We start from the raw sequence: 14,736 nt of genomic DNA on the forward strand, positions 1-14,736 counted from the left end.
GGAGCGATGATGCTCCCTTTTATATTTAGTGAGTTTATCTTTGGTATAGATTTAGGAAGGCGGTGACCGCTTTTTTCGTATGTGCATCTAACTCTTCATCTGTCGGAAAATCGAAGCCAATTAGTGCCATGTTCTGGTAATCAAGTTTAATTAACGCAAGTAGTTGCTCACAAGCGAGGTCGGCATTTTCAACATCGAGCTGTGAGCTGACAGTTTCACTCTTTAAAAAGTCGATGAGATATTGATGAATGCGATGCGGCCCTGTCTGCCAGAATTGATTTGGTACGGAATCATGTTTGTTGAAGTCAGCCGAAACGATCCGATAAAGTGATAGCATAGGATTGGAGCATACACCTTTTAGGTACTTCTTGGCGAAGTCATTCAATGTTTCTTGTAAAGGCTCCGATTGCTTGTCGGCAAGCTGGAAGACGGACTCTAAGCTGGTTTTGGTATTGTATGCTAAAACTTCAACAAATAACCCTTCTTTGTTCGAAAAATAGCGATATAACGTCTGCTTTGAGCCTCCACAAATCGCGACGATTTGATCGAGTGATGTGTCTTTGTAACCTTGTTTTATAAAAAGGTCAGTGGCAACTTTGATGATTCGAGTTCGTTTCTTTTCGGTAGATATGCGCATAAATAAATCAACCCAAGCAAAAATCCACCTTTGTTGTGGCTGGCGTGGTTTATTACCGAGCTTTAGGTGGTTTAGAGGTGAAAGTAAAACTGTCCAGTACAGTACCACTATTGACGTTAGTAAACACGACTTTTCATGAACCAAGTGCTTCATTGAAACAAGCAAAAGTAGGCAAATTCGATATGCTGAAACCTATAGCGAAGGATGACATATTTAAAATATCATTACGTATAGAAAAGTGATAACCGTTCTTCGTACGATAGCCTTTACTCTCTAAATCGTTTTAATTCAGCGTCTTATCGGACTCCAATGATGCCAGCCAACGAAGCACTTCGGCGGTTGCCTCAATAAGATCGCTTGGGATGTACTGGTCGACGTTGCCGTCCGCGTATAGTGCGCGAGCAAGAGGGACTTTTTGCATCACAGGAACACCTTCCTCTTTGGCGATTGCGATCATACGTTTGGCTACCGCATCGGTTTCCATCAAGGTAATGACGGGCAGGGGAGTTTCGCCTTTTTTGTAGTACAGACCAACCGCGATATGCGTTGGGTTTGTAACTAATACATTGGAGCGTTTAACGTTTTCGCGTTGATTGGAGGCTTGTAGCTCTTGGTGCAACTGACGACGTTTACTTTTGATTTCAGGGCTGCCTTCCATTTCTTTGTATTCGCGTTTCACTTCGTCCTTGCTCATTTTGAGTTTCTTCGTGTGGTCAAATTTTTGGTACGCAAAATCAGCTGCAGCGATGACGATGAAACCTACCGAAGAGATAATCATTAATTGTTTAATCATGACGCCAGTAATGGTCGGGACACATTCTAGCCCGCAAGTTGGAATTTGCATCAAAGCGTTGATGTTACCGCGTAAGGTCACCCAGATAATGCAGGAAAGAAGAGAGACTTTAAGGATCGACTTGATAAACTCAATCACACTCTTAAGCGAAAAAATGCGTTTGGCACCTTCGACGGGATTGATCTTTTTGATGTCGGGTTTAACGGATTCACCACTAAATAGAAAGCCGAACTGCCCCATATTGGAAAAGATGGCGACGAGTGCAGCAACCAGAATAATCGGGGCGAGTAGATAGGCAATTTCTTTTGCGATGGCAATAGCGACATCGACTAGCGCATCTTGGAAGCCCTGATAAGCAAGCTTACTTGGTAGGAGAATAAGCGCTGAGATGTGCGACATGTAATAATCGGCGAACGCAAACAGTACAATTATGAGCGCCAAAATTAATGCAGACGATACGATTTCTTGGCTTTTGGCTACCTGACCTTTCTGCCTGGCATCGCGTAACTTTTTTGCGGTGGGTTGCTCTGTTTTTTCTGCGCTCATAAAGAATCCTAAGCGTTATTGCCAAATGGTATTGAGTTGTTCTGCGAATCGGGTAATTCCGTAAAACTGTACTTCAAAGTGATCCATCATTAACCCGAGATACACGATCAGTAAAACACTCGCGATGGCACTTTTTATTGGCATGGCAAGGAAAAAAACATTCAATTGCGGTGCAAAACGACTGATAAGAGCCAGACCAAACTCAGCAAGAAACATTGCCAACACTAATGGGGCAGACATCAGCACACCAAGCCACATAAGCTGTTCAAATTGTGCGTAGAAGAAGCTCACCCATGCATCACTAACGGTTGGGAAAAAGTCCACGATCGGCCAAGATGTGTAGCTTTTGAATAACGCATAGATAAAAGTGACAAAGCCCCCGCCAGAGAAGAACAGGGTAATCAGCGTTTGGGTCAGCAACACTGCGGTTGGCGTCGATTGCGAGCCTAGCGTTGGATTAAACATACTTGCCATGGCAGCACCACGTTGGTTGTCGACCAGAAAGCCAGCCGCTTCTATTGCCCAAAAGGGGATAGAAGCAACAAACCCGATCAATAGCCCAATTAATACCTCTTTACCCAAAATAACTATCAGCCAAATGCCGTCGGTTTCTGCGGGCAAGCTTTGTTGATTAATCATCGGAAATATAAACAGTGCGAGTGAGCAAAGCACACCATTTCTCACCATGGTGCCGCCTAGCATTTGCTTGCTCAAAATAGGCAAAAAGATGAAGCATGCCATTAACCGAGGTAACGTCAGGCTATACAAAAATAAAGCCTGGTGTAAGTCGTGATAACTCATCGTATTTGAGGAATTTTATCCATGGCAAGCGAGGCGAAGGCGTGGAGCTCTGCCCCTAACCATTGTGTTGTGACGAACAGCGTAATAATTACTGCGATAAGCTTGACCACAAACCCCAACGTTTGTTCTTGGACCTGAGTTAACGCCTGAATCAGCGACACCAATGTGCCGACCAATGCTGCGACTAAAATCGGCGGTAACGACAAGTACAAAACTAGGGTTAATGCTTGAGTCGTGAAATGAATGATTTCAGCAGAATGCATACTTTCTCCGTGATTAACCGTAACTCAGCACTAAGCCGTGGGTGAGTTTCGTCCAGCCGTCAAGCAAGACAAAAAGCAACAATTTGAAAGGGAGAGAGATGGTCATTGGCGATACCATCATCATGCCCATAGCGAGCAAGATATTCGAAACAATTAAGTCGATAGCGATGAACGGCAAGTACAATAGAAAGCCAATCTCAAAAGCACGGGTAAGCTCACTGACCGTAAACGCTGGCAGCAACAGTAACAAGCTATCTGACTCTAAACGGTCCACGTACTTTTGAGGCCATAATGTGCGCGCAGCATCGGTAAAGAATATGGCTTCGGTTTCCCGAATATGCTTTTTCAAAAACTCTCGATAAGGCTGTAAACCGCTTTCAATGAGGCCTTCCACACTTGCAGAATCTTCAAGAGAAATATCATGCTGCTTCACGTAGTCATAGGTTTCAAACCCGACGGGAGCCATGATGAAAATAGACAAAATGATCGCCAATCCGTACAGCGCCATGTTCGGTGGAATTTGCTGAACACCGAGAGCGTTACGCAGCAGTGAGAATACAACGGCGAGTTTTACAAACGACGTCGCCATCATCGCGATAAATGGGATCAGTGCCAGCAGTGCTAAGCTGACAATGAGATTGAGCTCGTCAGGTAACTGGATCATGCTGGCTCCTGCGTGCCACCAAACAGTTCCAGTACGCGCACACCTAAATGCTCATTAACATTAACCAGTTCACACTCACCGACGATTTTGCCGTTGGCACGCAATGTTACCGGCTTAGATACAGGTTGGTTTAGCTCAAATACGTACCCAGGCTGAAGCTGGTTAAGCTGTTCTAGAGTGATGGTTTGATGGCCGATATCAAACGTGAGTTCCACAGGCAGTTGCTGGTGGTCGGTTAATATTTCTGAAGTGTTTACGTCATTCATATTGGTTTCTTTTTCAATAATGTGAAGAATTTGGTCATCCAGTTGGCAGCGCCAGAGATTCTGGTTAGATACTTGAAAAATGGCTTGTTGTTGGGCGATATAACAATCGTCAAAAAAGATCACATCTCCCAGTTCGAGCGAATTAAATTCGCTTAACAGTAAATGGGTCTTTCCAAGGCTTAACCACACAGGTAAAACGAGATGTCGCGCCTGAAGAGAAGCGCTGTTTGGTAGTGCATCCAACAGCACGTTTGCTCCTTCGCTAACCCACAAACAAAGAGAGCCGTTAGGTTTATTGAGGGTTAACATCAAGGTATGCTCTTGAACTTGGCTCGACTCTAACGGTTGTAACTGGCTAAGAATGGGCAACTGACCAAATAGTGCTTTAAATGCCTCACTATGCGGTTCAATCTGAGAACTCAAAAGTGCTAACTGGAGGGAGTTAGGCAGCGACTCAAACGCAGTAGCATTCAGAGTAGACTCAAGCCATTTCTGGAGTTGCGCACGACAAAAATCCACTTGGATCGTTTGCCCTCCAATCAACGTGGTTAAACGGAATCCTTCAAATGAAGGGATTTGAGAAACAGTAATCGATACGCTCTGACCATCAGCCCCTTGGAAATGGCATTGCTTTGCACAAAGTTGATTACTGAGCGCAATACTGTCTGAATCGACTTTGGGTATCGTTAACGGCGTCATAGGTCATTCTCCGCTTGCCATTCTTCATACACGCTACGTTTCTGGCGTGAGTGTTGTTGTTCATGTTGTTGTTGATCGAGCTGTTGAGTTTGTTCGCTGATCGCTAGACGAAGTGGCTGATCACCGCCAAATCGATTTAGGCGTTCGGCAAGATCTTGTCTAGCTTGTTGGCTAATAATGGAAAGGGCATGCTCTTGTCGAATCGTCACGCTATAACCTTGCGCGTCCAACTTGATGTGGATTTCGCCACCTTTTAATTGTCCTTCACTCAGAAACAGCCGAACCTCTTTGTTGTCCGATGCGGTTGGCAGCGAAACATAGATTTTGTCCACCAGTTGTTGGAGTAACGTGTTTACTTCTCGAGCTGGGGCCGGCTGAGCCTGTGAAGCGACACTCTTTAAAATGACATCGCCTTGTGTTGCCGCGCTCGCAAGGTGTTGAGGTTCTGCTTTTTCGTCATCCGCTTTAACGGCCACTAGTGCGCTTTTCGTCTCGACTTTCTCAAGCGATTTAGTTTCAGAACGACTATCGGTTTTATCTGTTAGTTTGCCTGTGTCTTGTAGTCGCTGCGTTGCACGCTTATTGTGTGTCGTTTCGGTTTGTTTCGTCGTGAAGTTGGCATTGTTAATTGCATCTTGAGTGAGCGATTTTCCTACGGCCTTTTTAGGGAGAGAACCGTCGAGAGAAGCTTGTGCTTGAGAATGGGGGCCAACGCGCTCAAGCGAGGATGAGCTTGGAGGCTGATCGCTCTCAAGTTTTTTATCTTTCTCATGCAATTTACTGTTTTCAATCAGGCGTTCTTCGCTATTTGTTGCGTCGTCTTGTGGTTTCTCTACGCCTTTCTTTGTGACGACGTCACTTTTGCCTTTTAATGTAGCGGTATTTCTATAAGTGCTGGCTTCTTGGTTAGAAAGTTTCGATTGTTTGTCTAGGGTTTGAGATGCTTCATGTCTTAACGGAAGGCTCTCGTCTCTGCTCTGAGTGTCTTTTTTGCTCGCAACGGTAGATTCTTCTTCCTTGCTAGGTTTCTCCGTCATTGCACGCTCGAACTGTGATTGAAGCTCAGCTTCTCGCTCCAAGGGCTTTTTTTCTGGCGTTGATTTGTACAGCGTATTCGGTGTTTCTTCTGTTGGAGTAATGCGCATAATGAACCTTTAAATAATATCGACAGTGCGAAACTCTTCTTGTTCGAGTTCTTCTTGGTATTGTCTTTCTCGCGACTGTTCCGCGAGTTCTTGTTGTTGCAACTGAACGAATTTTTCTTTGGTTTTATGGGCTTGCCGTGCCTCTTTTTGTTTTTCTTTAAGTACCGAGCGTTCGTACTCAAGCGCTTTTTTTGCTTCGGCAACGCGCTGTTTAAGCTCGGCTTCTCGCTCTCTCAACAACGCGATTTCTTGTCTCAATGTTTCCAACTCTTTGAGAACGAGTGTGTGTTGCTTTGCTTTGGCAAAACGTCGTTCTTCTTCTTCCTGACGCCAAACGTGATAGTCCGCTACGGAACGTTCGGCCTTTTGAACTTGTGCTGCCGAATTTGATACTCGGTATTCTTGGCGCTTAACGGCTTTATCCGCACGCTCAGCTCGAATTTGTTTGATTTCTAATAACCGTTCGATCATCGGCTCGCCATCCCTTTTAGTTGAGCGATAGCACCATCAAGATCACTTGGCTCATGCGTTCCTTGACGTAAAAAGGCGCGTATATCATCACTTTGTGCAATCGCCATATCCGCTCGGCTATCCGCCCCATGCTGGTACTCGCCAATTTTGAGCAGTAGCTCAACTTCTTCGTACTTGGCTAACATTTCGCGAAGGTGAGCAGCAGACGCCTGATGATCAGGTTCAACTATTTGATTCATCACGCGGCTTGCTGATCGGAGTACATCAATGGCGGGATAATGGTTCATTGCCGCAAGTTTGCGTGAGAGAATGATGTGCCCATCTAAAATGGAGCGAGTTTCATCGGCGACAGGTTCTGTCATGTCGTCGCCTTCAACCAACACGGTGTACAGCGCTGTAATTGACCCTTTGTCAGATTGACCGGCTCGTTCCATCAGCTTTGGCAAAGCGGCAAAAACGGAAGGCGGATAGCCGCGTCGTGTTGGTGGCTCGCCTGCGGCTAGTCCAATTTCTCTCTGCGCGCGGGCGAAACGCGTTACAGAATCCATCAGCAGTAAAACGCGTTTACCTTGGTCACGAAAATATTCAGCAATAGAAGTGGCAACAAAAGCGGCTTTGGCACGTTCCATGGCCGGGCGATCGGATGTCGCGACCACTAAAACCGATTTGGCCATTCCTTCTTCGCCCAGGTCATGCTCAATAAATTCGCGCACTTCGCGTCCGCGTTCACCAATCAAGGCGAGAACGGTCACGTCAACGTCTGCGGATCGAATCAGTTTTGCGAGGAGGGTACTTTTACCACCGCCCGCCGCTGCAAAAATGCCCATGCGCTGACCTTCACCACAGGTTAGTAGTCCATCAATGGATCGAACCCCAAGAGAGATTGGCTTTTCAATCAGTTTACGTTGCATTGGTGGCGGTGCATCGCGATAAACCGGATACCAAGCACTTGGTTCCTGACTTTGCGTACCATCGAAAGGACGCCCAAGCCCGTCAAGCGTTGTACCTAATAGGTGATCGCCAACGCCGACCTCATGCATTTTTCCCATTGGGCTAACTTCTGTATTTGAGGAAATCCCAAACATATTTCCTAACGGTGTGAGCAGAGCGTGATGCTGTTGAAAGCCAACGACTTCCGCTAATAAAGACAGAGTTTGATCAGGATTACGCAACTCACACAGCTCACCAACACGAACGCCGGGGACAACGGCCTTGATGATGGTGCCGGTTACTTGCGTAACGCGCCCGCGAATTTGGATCAGACGAGTTTGCCTGATCGCAGATTGTTGGATATCAGTGATGTATGAGAAATCGTTCAAGGTAAAAATATGCGCAATGATTGATGTTGGGAGGATAGAAAGGATGAGGGGGTATTTATAGTGAATATCAGTCGGGAGTTTTTAGAAAACTGAAAACGCACTAAAAAAACACGTCTGATTTTGACAGCTTCGAGAAAGCGCACTTCCTATAATTCGCCTGTATTGTACGGAAGGAGTGCAAGTGAATGAGTATTATCAACAATCATATCGCAACAAACCCAAAGTTTGATGCGTCTATCCAAAACGGGTTGGAATCGTCTCGTACCGACGCTTCACGAAAAGGCAATTACCGCGGTGAAACGGTCCGTGTTCACAATGCCACACAATCACTTTTTGATGCGATGGAAGAGCTCACTTCACTCGGTTCCGAAAAAGCAGAAAAAGATTTGACCAAGCGTAAAGTGAAAGACAGTGGCGTTCGAGTTAATGAAGCGCACGAACTCGTTTCTGACTATCTGCGAAAAGTCCCTGATCTTGAAAAGAACCAAAAGATCAAAGATTTGGCTGCAAAAATGGCGGGAGGAAATATCTCGACCATCGCTCAATTGCAAGCTTATTTGAATGGATTTTCAGAGGAGAAAAGCCATCAATACCTTGCGTTAAAAGCCGTTAAAAAGTTTTTGAGTGCGAGCCCAGAAAGTAAACATCTACTAGCGCTGATTGACCAAGCGATTCTGAGAATCGAGCAAAACCCAGATTCTTGGGCTCAAATTGATACGGAAATTCGCGTCTCAAACTTTGCTGATGAGTACAGCCAAGAGCAAGAGTTTAGCTCATTACACCAGCTGCGCGGTTTCTATCGCGATACCGTTCATAGTTATCAAGGGCTCGGAGCCGCTTATCAAGACGTAGTGGCGCGCTTTGGTGAGCAGGAGGTATCGACCGCTGTTGACTTTATGCTGCAAGGCATGAGTGCAGATCTTAGTGTTCAAGGCAGCAGTATCGACTCTGTTAAGTTGCAGTGGTTGATGTCCGATATGCAAAAACTCAAAACTCTAAATACGTTGCAAGATCGCGTGAGTCAGTTGTTCCAAATGTTAAAACCGGAAAGGACGAGTTATGGCTTATCAAGTTTCTAATTTGATGGCTGATGTGATTGCGTTGGTAGAGCAGCGATGGGTAAGCAGTGATGAGATTTGGAAAGTCGCCAACGCAATGGAATTGACGGCGGTACAACAAAAAATCGATTTTTTTCGAGAGTTCCACAAGTTAGTTCGCGCGATCCCTATTGATGTATTCGCCGATGAAGAACAACGACAGAATTTAATACAAGCGGTACAAAAGGCGCTAGACGAAGCCATTGATATAGAAGAAGAGGAAGCGTGGGAAGATGAGTTGGATTGATGCATCCGTCAATGAATTTTGCCGAGGAATGGGGCTTGATGCCGTCGATTTCTCATCAGCTGGACGGGTGCAGCTGGATTTTGAGCAAAGCGGTACACTACATATTGAGCGACACGGGGAGCAGCTATTCTTTATGTTGTCTCAAGCGTTATCTTGGCATCAAACCAGTGACATCATTCAAAGCGCACTCAGTTTGTGTCATGCCGATCAAGGCTGGCCTTTCGAAATTAAAACTGGTTTGTTAGATGAGCAAACTTTGGTTTTTTCCGCGCGGTTAAACGGAGAAGAGGTCACACTTCCGACTTTAGAACAAGCGTTTACGCTTTTGGTTCGTCTACATAACGATGTGGCAGGCTCATGACTCGAGTAAGTACTTTAAATGTAGGCATAGAAACCTTCACGCATGTTACTCATAGTGAGGTTAAGGCCGATTTCCCTGAGCGGTTTCAATTACTTCCTGATGGACAGGCGGTCGCTACGCATTTAGAGAAGCTCTATGACCTCAGGCCTTCAGACCAATACCTAATCGCGTTAACCAAGCCAAAATTGTTGCACTCAGAATTGTTGCGTCCAGAAAAGTACCGCCAACAGTTCGATGAAACGTTGGTTCAGTTGCAAGTTCTTGCACAGGATTCAGGCTCCGCTTCTTTTATCAAAGCATCCGAAACGTTACAAAGCACGCAACTGGATCAGCGCTACCTCACCATGGCGCTCAATCTCCTTATCCAGGTCTAACCAACATGTTGAGATCCAAAGACATTGAACTGTTGCTTGTTCACGCTGCACTACAAGTTCAATACCAAAAGCCAGAGTATGCCATCTCTATTCTCGACGCGGTTTTAGAGATAGACCCGCAACACAAAGAGGCGATGCAAACGCTCGCAGTGGCGTGTTTACAAAGTGGTCGATATGCCCGTGCTGTTGAAGTATGTGAGCACTTATTAAAATCCGACCTTAAACCTGATTCGGCAGGACTCTGGTTTTGCTTAAGCCAAGCTCGTTGGAAACAAAATGACGTCGATGGGGCACGCCAAGCGCACCGACGCTATCTGCAATCTTTAAATAGTGAACCACATGAATAAGTTGATCGATATTTTAAACAAGGTAGGGCAACGTAAAGACATTATGCTTGCCGTGATGTTGCTCGCGATCGTCTTTATGATGATATTGCCACTGCCTACCGCGCTGGTGGATGTGCTGATTGGCACCAACATGAGCATTGCGGTGGTTCTGCTTATGTTAGCGATTTACATCACCACGCCGCTTGAGTTCTCTGCATTTCCTGCGGTGCTACTGATCACGACATTGTTTCGTCTGTCTTTATCTATCACGACAACCCGTTTGATCTTGCTGCAAGGCGATGCTGGTCAAATCGTTTATACCTTCGGTAACTTCGTTGTGGGCGGTAACTTAGTGGTCGGTATCGTTGTGTTCCTGATCATTACCATTGTTCAGTTTATGGTGATCACCAAAGGCTCAGAGAGGGTAGCAGAAGTTAGTGCGCGATTCTCACTTGATGCCATGCCTGGTAAGCAGATGAGTATTGACGGTGACATGCGCGCTGGGGTGATTGACGTACACGAAGCACGGCACCGACGATCACTGATTGAAAAAGAAAGCCAAATGTATGGCTCGATGGATGGCGCGATGAAGTTCGTTAAAGGCGACTCCATTGCTGGTTTGGTCATCATTGTGGTCAACATCTTAGGTGGCGTCACTATCGGGGTAACGCAAAAAGGCATGAGTGCTTCTGAAGCACTTGAGTTGTTTGCGATTTTGACCGTTGGTGATGGTTTGGTATCGCAAATTCCGGCGCTGTTTATCGCGATTACGGCCGGTATTATCGTGACGCGTGTATCTCATGAAGATTCTTCTGATCTCGGCTCGGACATTGGTGGTCAGGTCATTGCTCAGCCGCGTGCACTCCTCATTGGCGGTGTGCTTTTGGTGCTGTTCGCACTGATTCCTGGTTTTCCAAAAATTACTTTTCTGGTCTTGGCCACAGTGGTTGGTGGTGGTGGTTTCTTCCTTTTCTATCAACAGAAAAAACAGGCTGAATCAGATACTACCGACTTATCAAGCTTTGTTTCGCAAGGGGCGGGTTCACCAGCAGCGAAGCCAAGCAAACCAACCCCATCTAGAAACAGTAAAGGTAAATTAGGTGAGCAAGAAGAGTTCGCCATGACGGTCCCGCTCTTAATTGATCTTGACGCGAGCCTTCAGGAAAGCTTGGAAGCGGTCGCATTGAATGAAGAGCTAGCAAGGGTGAGGCGCGCACTATATCTCGACCTCGGCGTGCCTTTCCCGGGTATCCACCTGCGTTTTAACGAGGGGATGCAAAATGGCGAATATTTAATTCAGTTACAAGAAGTTCCGGTTGCACGAGGACGAATTGTAAAAGACCAACTCTTGGTGACAGAAGGGAATGAGCAGATCGACTTATTAGGCGTGCCTTATGAGCAAGATGAAGATTTTCTACCCGGTATTTCTAGCATTTGGGTGGCACAAAGTTACGAGCAAAAACTCACGACTAGCCATGTCGGCTTTCTCACACCCGACAGAATTTTAACGTACCACTTGTCTCATGTTCTCAAGGAGTACGCACAAGACTTTATTGGTATTCAGGAGACGCGTTATCTATTGGAGCAGATGGAAGGCAGTTATTCGGAGCTTGTTAAAGAGGCTCAACGCATTGTCCCGTTACAAAAAATGACGGAAATCTTGCAACGCTTGGTTTCTGAAGACATTTCCATCCGAAACCTTCGCGTGATCTTGGAAGCCATGGTTGAGTGGGGCCAAAAAGAGAAAGATGTTGTACAGCTGACGGAGTACATTCGTTCCAGCTTAAAACGTTACATTTGCTACAAATACGCGAGTGGACAAAACATGTTGCCCGCTTACTTATTGGATCAAAGTCTCGAAGACACAATACGCAGCGGTATTCGTCAAACCTCTGCAGGAAGTTACTTGGCGTTAGACCCGTCAGTAACGCAACAATTTGTGAGTGATGTGAAACAGACCATTGGTGATTTAAGCCGCATGCCGAATAAGCCTGTGTTAGTTGTGTCTATGGATGTACGCCGATATGTGCGAAAGCTTATTGAATCGGAATACTACGATCTGCCCGTTTTGTCATTTCAAGAATTAACTCAGCAAATCAATATTCAGCCACTTGGAAGGGTGGGGATGTAATGAAAACAAAACTAATGCTCTCGCTTGCGCAAGCGGGGATCGAAGTGACGCCATACTTTTGGCAAAAAAGTGAAATTCAACTTGGTTATCGAATTGAAGTTGAGGGTTTAGAGCTCGTTTTTCGTGTGGAGGACGGTGAAATCATCATCGTTCTTTTGAAACGTGTGCATCCAAACCTAGGGTTGAGTAACCCTTTTGCAGGCTTATTTCTCTTAGCTGAGCATGCTGTTCAACTTTATCCCTCCGATTGGGTCATTCGCGGAAACGTCGATGTGTTACGTGGCAGCAATATGAGCAGTCAGCGATTAGCCCAGTTCTATCTAAAAGCATGCGGTGCAAGCCATGATGAGCTAGACGACTGGTACTGTTTACGCCTAGCAGATTATAGACCTTTGAAAAAGTTGAAAAAGTAAAAACTCACGACTGTTACTGACAGCACCGATGAGATGACCCGCTTTAAGATAGGAATCAAGATGAAGCAACCGTTTACCGATGCGATTGAGAACGCTGAGCTTGCCATTAGAAAAGCTGAAGACAGAACCGATATTTTTAACGAGCTATTGGAAGGCTTAGGTGTTGGTCCTGTTGCGGGTGATGTTTTACTTGGCGGCATAAAAGCGCCAGTAGATACCATGAAACGTGCAGAGCAAGAGCTAATAGACGAAGTCCAGCGCCGCCGGCAACAACAAAATCAGCTACAAGGTACGTCAGGTAAACGCAGAAAGCGTCCCACAGTGATGCGCGGCATGATGATTTAGAGGTTTGGAAATGACGAATATGAAAACGACTGGCTCTACGACAGGAGCAACAGACACAGCTGCGAGTAGTGCACCATTACCCACTTTCCAACAAAACTTGAAAGAGGCATTTACACCTGTACTGGGTGAAGCAGAGACTCAGCAACTTGCCTCTCTAATCTCTTCATTGCCAACTATCTCGGGACAAACGGAATCACAAAGCATTGCGCTTTATGTTGATACACTTGAAAACCTAAAAGCGAAAAATAACGCGTTTGCTAATATATCATTGACCGACACCGCATCTGTTTGGATAAAGTCGCTACAAAGTGCTAACTCAGATGGCGAATTAACCACAGCCGAGTTTAATGCTCAAACAAACCAAACGCTATCAAATCAGTTTCAGGCTTGGTTTAGTAAGTTACTGACGGAAAACGTAGATAGCTCGTTATCTACTGAGTTTGTTAGTCAATTTAATTTGGGGACTCAGAGTAACCAAGCGGAGCAGATCGCCAACCTATCCGAGACAAAACTGGCTAATGCCACCAAAGAAATTTCTCTTTTTGTTGCAGAGCTTGCTAATCAAATGGGCTCCCGTGAAGTGAGAGATGCTTCTATTTCTTTTCTTCGCAATGCCTTTAGTAGCTTAGGTTCCGTTAATCTCGCGCAACTGAAGAGCTCGGATTTCCTGTTGACTAAAGAGAGTTTCGCTCTTCAAGTCTCAGCTCAATTAAAAAGTAGTTTTCAAGGCATCGGTATTACTTTAAGCACCGATGACGCAAGTGCGCTAGCTAACAGAATTACCTGGACTCCTGGTATTTCTAAACAGCAGCTTAAAGAAGCGTTAGATGAAATGGCCGTTCAAGTGAAAGGCCAATATAGCGCAGCTTATGGGGATGCGGCTGGAACGAAAAATCTTAAAGCGGCACTTAACACTGTCATTGGTGGAACCGAACCTTTGACGCTTTCTGGCTTGTTCGCCAACTTCGCCGTGAGTTTAACAAAGATAGAAATCGACAACTTTTACCAAGATAGCGCGATAGCCGATGTCCAAAAGACACAAATAACGGCAGCTCAAGTTAATTTAATCAAAGAAAACACCGAACGAGACATCCGATTACAGTTTGAAAAAATAGTAAAAGGTGAATCTACCGGGGCTTCGTTTACCGAGCGGTATGAGGCATTGCGCAAGAACTTAGGGGCATTGAAAGAGCGTCTACTCAATATCACCGATAAAGAGAAAGCGGATCGCGAGGTGAGAGCAGAGCACTCTTTGACGGCTCGTGATTTGCTGGCTGTCGTTGAATCTAGTATTGGTGATCGCTTTGATGAGCGCGTGCTGTTTGCCTTAAACGAGCGTCGCGTAAATCGCTTAGAAAAACGTAACGAGCAAAAGGAAGCACTGCAAGATTTAACCGTGCAACTAAAAATCTTTGGTGTTGTTCAGTCGAAAATTCACTCTACGCAAAGTGTTGATGGAGTTTATAAACCGGGAGATCCAGAAAGTAACTTCAAAGCGAGTGACTTTAACTACAGTAATCAAACGGATTTTGAAGCTTCACCTGAGTACAAGTATTTGACGGATAATAAGATAACAAGCCATCGAGACTTTCTTCAAAAACAAGGTATTACTATCGGTGATGGTGCGTCGTACCAAGACGAAGAGAAGTCGAAAAAACTATCTAACTTTTCCAGTTCGGTCAGTGACAAATCCAAACTACTCAACGACGAAGTTCAAATCAAAACGACAGAGCTAAATGATACAAGCTCCCAATACAACTCGACCGTTGAAGCAATGAACAAGTTTGTTCAGAAGTACCACAGTATTTTACAAGAAATCCTACGAGCCATTTAAGGAT

At 45.4% G+C, this 14,736-nt stretch carries 18 protein-coding genes; 9 read left to right on the forward strand and 9 right to left on the reverse strand.

The genetic code is table 11. The features are described from left to right. Positions 1 to 34 precede the first annotated feature (34 nt). From ACWPOD_RS08245 to vscN, 9 genes are all read right to left on the reverse strand, one after another. Complete coding sequence (locus ACWPOD_RS08245; RefSeq protein WP_047009923.1) at positions 35 to 637, reverse strand: TetR/AcrR family transcriptional regulator; 603 nt, start codon at positions 635 to 637, stop codon at positions 35 to 37. 283 nt (positions 638 to 920) lie between these two features. Beyond that, positions 921 to 1,976, reverse strand: coding sequence for a SctU family type III secretion system export apparatus subunit VscU (gene vscU / locus ACWPOD_RS08250; protein ID WP_048626449.1), 1,056 nt, complete (start codon positions 1,974 to 1,976; stop codon positions 921 to 923). A 15-nt stretch (positions 1,977 to 1,991) separates the two neighbouring features. Continuing rightward, positions 1,992 to 2,777 carry a type III secretion system export apparatus subunit SctT gene (gene sctT, locus ACWPOD_RS08255; protein ID WP_456231766.1) on the reverse strand — a complete coding sequence of 262 codons (786 nt, stop codon included), beginning with the start codon at positions 2,775 to 2,777 and terminating at the stop codon, positions 1,992 to 1,994. Continuing rightward, a complete protein-coding gene (gene vscS, locus ACWPOD_RS08260; protein WP_005377227.1) occupies positions 2,774 to 3,040 on the reverse strand; it encodes a SctS family type III secretion system export apparatus subunit VscS in 267 nt (88 codons plus the stop codon). Before vscS ends, sctT begins: the two co-directional genes overlap by 4 nt. A 13-nt stretch (positions 3,041 to 3,053) precedes the next feature. Next, positions 3,054 to 3,704 carry a SctR family type III secretion system export apparatus subunit VscR gene (vscR, locus tag ACWPOD_RS08265; protein WP_005377232.1) on the reverse strand — a complete coding sequence of 217 codons (651 nt, stop codon included), beginning with the start codon at positions 3,702 to 3,704 and terminating at the stop codon, positions 3,054 to 3,056. Then, positions 3,701 to 4,669, reverse strand: coding sequence for a type III secretion system cytoplasmic ring protein SctQ (sctQ, locus tag ACWPOD_RS08270; protein ID WP_395209907.1), 969 nt, complete (start codon positions 4,667 to 4,669; stop codon positions 3,701 to 3,703). The genes vscR and sctQ overlap by 4 nt, the downstream gene beginning before the upstream one ends. Then, positions 4,666 to 5,814, reverse strand: a complete 1,149-nt coding sequence (locus tag ACWPOD_RS08275) for a type III secretion system needle length determinant (protein ID WP_456231767.1) — start codon at positions 5,812 to 5,814, stop codon at positions 4,666 to 4,668. Before ACWPOD_RS08275 ends, sctQ begins: the two co-directional genes overlap by 4 nt. Positions 5,815 to 5,823: 9 nt before the next feature. After that, positions 5,824 to 6,285, reverse strand: coding sequence for a type III secretion protein (locus tag ACWPOD_RS08280; RefSeq protein ID WP_048626446.1), 462 nt, complete (start codon positions 6,283 to 6,285; stop codon positions 5,824 to 5,826). Continuing rightward, a complete protein-coding gene (gene vscN, locus ACWPOD_RS08285; RefSeq protein ID WP_456231768.1) occupies positions 6,282 to 7,604 on the reverse strand; it encodes a SctN family type III secretion system ATPase VscN in 1,323 nt (440 codons plus the stop codon). Before vscN ends, ACWPOD_RS08280 begins: the two co-directional genes overlap by 4 nt. 185 nt (positions 7,605 to 7,789) lie before the next feature. Here vscN and sctW point away from each other — a divergent pair, with 185 nt between their 5' ends. Genes sctW through ACWPOD_RS08330 form a run of 9 tightly spaced genes read left to right on the forward strand, consistent with a single transcriptional unit; the run spans position 7,790 to position 14,732 of the window. After that, positions 7,790 to 8,683, forward strand: a complete 894-nt coding sequence (gene sctW / locus ACWPOD_RS08290; RefSeq protein WP_456231769.1) for a type III secretion system gatekeeper subunit SctW — start codon at positions 7,790 to 7,792, stop codon at positions 8,681 to 8,683. Further along, positions 8,664 to 8,948 carry a TyeA family type III secretion system gatekeeper subunit gene (locus tag ACWPOD_RS08295; protein ID WP_012841775.1) on the forward strand — a complete coding sequence of 95 codons (285 nt, stop codon included), beginning with the start codon at positions 8,664 to 8,666 and terminating at the stop codon, positions 8,946 to 8,948. The genes sctW and ACWPOD_RS08295 overlap by 20 nt, the downstream gene beginning before the upstream one ends. Continuing rightward, positions 8,935 to 9,309, forward strand: coding sequence for a type III secretion chaperone SycN (gene sycN / locus ACWPOD_RS08300; RefSeq protein ID WP_301658833.1), 375 nt, complete (start codon positions 8,935 to 8,937; stop codon positions 9,307 to 9,309). Before ACWPOD_RS08295 ends, sycN begins: the two co-directional genes overlap by 14 nt. Beyond that, positions 9,306 to 9,683, forward strand: a complete 378-nt coding sequence (gene vscX, locus ACWPOD_RS08305) for a type III secretion system protein VscX (RefSeq protein ID WP_258687617.1) — start codon at positions 9,306 to 9,308, stop codon at positions 9,681 to 9,683. The genes sycN and vscX overlap by 4 nt, the downstream gene beginning before the upstream one ends. Before the next feature lie 5 nt (positions 9,684 to 9,688). Further along, positions 9,689 to 10,030, forward strand: a complete 342-nt coding sequence (gene vscY / locus ACWPOD_RS08310) for a type III secretion system chaperone VscY (protein WP_301658835.1) — start codon at positions 9,689 to 9,691, stop codon at positions 10,028 to 10,030. Further along, positions 10,014 to 12,140 carry a SctV family type III secretion system export apparatus subunit VcrD gene (gene vcrD, locus ACWPOD_RS08315; protein ID WP_104969413.1) on the forward strand — a complete coding sequence of 709 codons (2,127 nt, stop codon included), beginning with the start codon at positions 10,014 to 10,016 and terminating at the stop codon, positions 12,138 to 12,140. The genes vscY and vcrD overlap by 17 nt, the downstream gene beginning before the upstream one ends. Continuing rightward, positions 12,140 to 12,553 carry an LcrR family type III secretion system chaperone gene (locus ACWPOD_RS08320; RefSeq protein WP_109170236.1) on the forward strand — a complete coding sequence of 138 codons (414 nt, stop codon included), beginning with the start codon at positions 12,140 to 12,142 and terminating at the stop codon, positions 12,551 to 12,553. Before vcrD ends, ACWPOD_RS08320 begins: the two co-directional genes overlap by 1 nt. A 60-nt stretch (positions 12,554 to 12,613) precedes the next feature. Further along, positions 12,614 to 12,898 carry an LcrG family type III secretion system chaperone gene (locus tag ACWPOD_RS08325; protein WP_005395092.1) on the forward strand — a complete coding sequence of 95 codons (285 nt, stop codon included), beginning with the start codon at positions 12,614 to 12,616 and terminating at the stop codon, positions 12,896 to 12,898. A 10-nt stretch (positions 12,899 to 12,908) separates the two neighbouring features. Continuing rightward, complete coding sequence (locus ACWPOD_RS08330) at positions 12,909 to 14,732, forward strand: virulence-associated V antigen (RefSeq protein WP_456231770.1); 1,824 nt, start codon at positions 12,909 to 12,911, stop codon at positions 14,730 to 14,732. Positions 14,733 to 14,736 lie beyond the last annotated feature (4 nt).

The organism is Vibrio sp. JZG120, assembly GCF_053890955.1.